General features: G+C 75.1%; 1 protein-coding gene. It reads right to left on the bottom strand.

All coding sequences use genetic code 11. The annotated features are described in order from the left end of the window. Positions 1-715 (bottom strand): AI-2E family transporter (locus KUM32_RS42385; protein ID WP_217146907.1); only part of this gene is annotated, 715 nt, incomplete at its 3' end. Positions 716-766: the final 51 nt, after the last annotated feature.

Raw genomic sequence — 766 nt, 5'->3', positions numbered from 1 at the left:
GGTCCTCGGTCACATGGAACGGGCTGTTGAGCAGCCAGCGGCGCAGTTCCTCGATGCCGTCCTGCACGCGCTCGGAGAGCGAGTCCAGGTTCTCCATCACCTGCCAGACGACGAACCAGCCGACCAGGCCCATGATGACGAAGCCCGCGATGAAGACGATGGCGGTGGCCAGACCTCGGGGCACGCCCCGGCGCCGGAGTCGGGAGACCGTCGGTTCGAGCAGCGCGGTGATCAGCAGGGCCGCGACGAAGGCGAGCACCACCAGCCGCACCGCGCTGATGACCCGCATCAGCACCCAGACCGTGCCCGCGAGGACCAGCAGCCGCCATCCCACCTCCGCGGCGACCCGCACGCCCCAGGGGACGGCGGCCACGGGGTCGGCGCGCGGCGCTATGGCCGGCGCGTACAGCGGCGGCGCCGGCACCTGGGCCTCCGCCGCGCCCGCCGCCTCGCCGGCCGGTACGGCCCGCGGCGGCGTCACGGCCGGTTGCGCGGCGGCCGGCGCCGGGGCCCCGGGCGCGCCGGCCTCGGCCGCGCCCTCGCCCGATCCGGCGACGGTCCCGGCGCCCGACGGCGGTGCCGCGGGCGTACGTATGGTGTCGCGTGGCTCATCGGACGCGGCCGGGCCCGTGTCCTCGCGTTGTGCGTCGAGTCGCTCGGCGAGCCGGGTCAGCCCGGCCCCGAGACCGCCGACCCACCGTGGCAATCTGGACATGAATCTCTTCCTACCCCCACTCCCCCAAGGCCGTCCGGGATGACGTTACAC

It is taken from the genome of Streptomyces sp. AC627_RSS907 (genome assembly GCF_019049165.1).
Note: the sequence above shows the minus strand (reverse complement) of the source record. Positions and strands in the feature narration are given on the sequence as shown.